Genomic DNA, 1,337 nt, shown 5'->3' with positions numbered 1-1,337 from the left:
TCGGACCAGACGCGTGACGGGCAACGGCGGCCGGCGCCGCGGAAGCGGGCGGCGGCCGTTTGCCCAGCAGACCTTGCATTGCACCGCCGGAGAAAGTCAACAGATTCGCCGACTAAATCCCTTCAACCGCGAGTCAGCCCAGGTCAGCCGCCTCAATCGGCAATCTTGCATTGATCGACTAATGCGCTTTAGGCTCGTACGACTCAAGCGCATTAGTCATGGGCGGCGATCGTTCGACCTTGCCCGCCGCAGGCCATAGGATGCGCACGGCCCGGTTCGCCGACGGGCCGGGGGACCACGGGAAGGGGGTCCGGGTGACTGCCAGCACCCCGTCCGCCAAGGACACTCCGCCGAGCAGACGCGCACCCGCGCGGCGGCCGACGATGAAGGACATCGCCCGGCGCGCCGGGGTCTCGGAGAGCGCTGTCTCGTTCGCGCTCAACGACCGCCCCGGCGTCTCCGAGATCACCCGGGACCGGGTCCGCCGGGTCGCCGAGCAGCTGGGCTGGCGACCGAGCACCGCCGCCCGCGCGCTGTCCGGGGAAGGCGCGGCGACGGTGGGGCTGGTCCTCGCGCGGCCCGCCACCACCCTGGGCGTGGACTCGTTCTTCCTCCAGCTCGTCTCCGGAATCCAGGAGGTCCTCTCGGAGCGCCAACTCGGCCTGCTGTTCCAGGTGGTGGAGGACGTGGACGCCGAGTGCGCCGTCTACCGGCGCTGGTGGGCGGAGCACCGGGTCGACGGCGTTCTCGTCGTCGACCCCCGCACCGAGGATCCGAGGCCGGCGCTGCTGGACGAGCTCGGCCTGCCCGGCGTCGTCATCGGCGGTCTCCCGGAGGAACATCCGAACCTGTCGCAGGTGCGGGCCGACGACACCGGGGCCATGGCCCACGTGGTGGGCCGGCTGCACGAGCTCGGCCACCGCCGGATCGTGCACATCGCCGGCCTGTCCTCGCTCGCCCACACCGACCGGCGTATCCGCTCACTGCGTGCGGAGGCCGAGCGCCGTGGTCTGGCCGAGGTCCGCTCGGTGCCCACCGACTACTCCGACACCGAGGGCGCGGCCGTGACCCGCCGGGTCCTCACCTCGGGCAGCCGGCCGACGGCGCTGGTGTACGACAACGACGTGATGGCGGCCGCCGGTGCGGCGGTCGTCACCGGCCTCGGCCTCTCGGTCCCCGGCGATGTGTCGGTCGTGTCGTGGGAGGACTCGGTGCTGTGCCGCATGGTCCATCCCTTCCTCACCGCACTCTCCCGCGACCCGGTGACCTTCGGGCGGATCGCCGCCCAGGAGCTGACCGCCCTGCTGGACGGCGGCGCGGCCCGCTCCGTCCACGTG

The 1,337-nt window shown here is 72.1% G+C and carries 1 protein-coding gene; it reads left to right on the top strand.

The annotated features are described in order from the left end of the window. Positions 1-383 precede the first annotated feature (383 nt). Positions 384-1,337, top strand: a 954-nt coding sequence (locus tag ACWGH4_RS35100) for a LacI family DNA-binding transcriptional regulator (protein WP_453467964.1), incomplete at its 3' end; no start/stop codon positions are given.

The organism is Streptomyces sp. NPDC054847 (genome assembly GCF_053610925.1).
The sequence above is the reverse complement of the archived record's forward strand: the minus strand, read 5'-3'. Positions and strand labels throughout refer to the sequence as shown.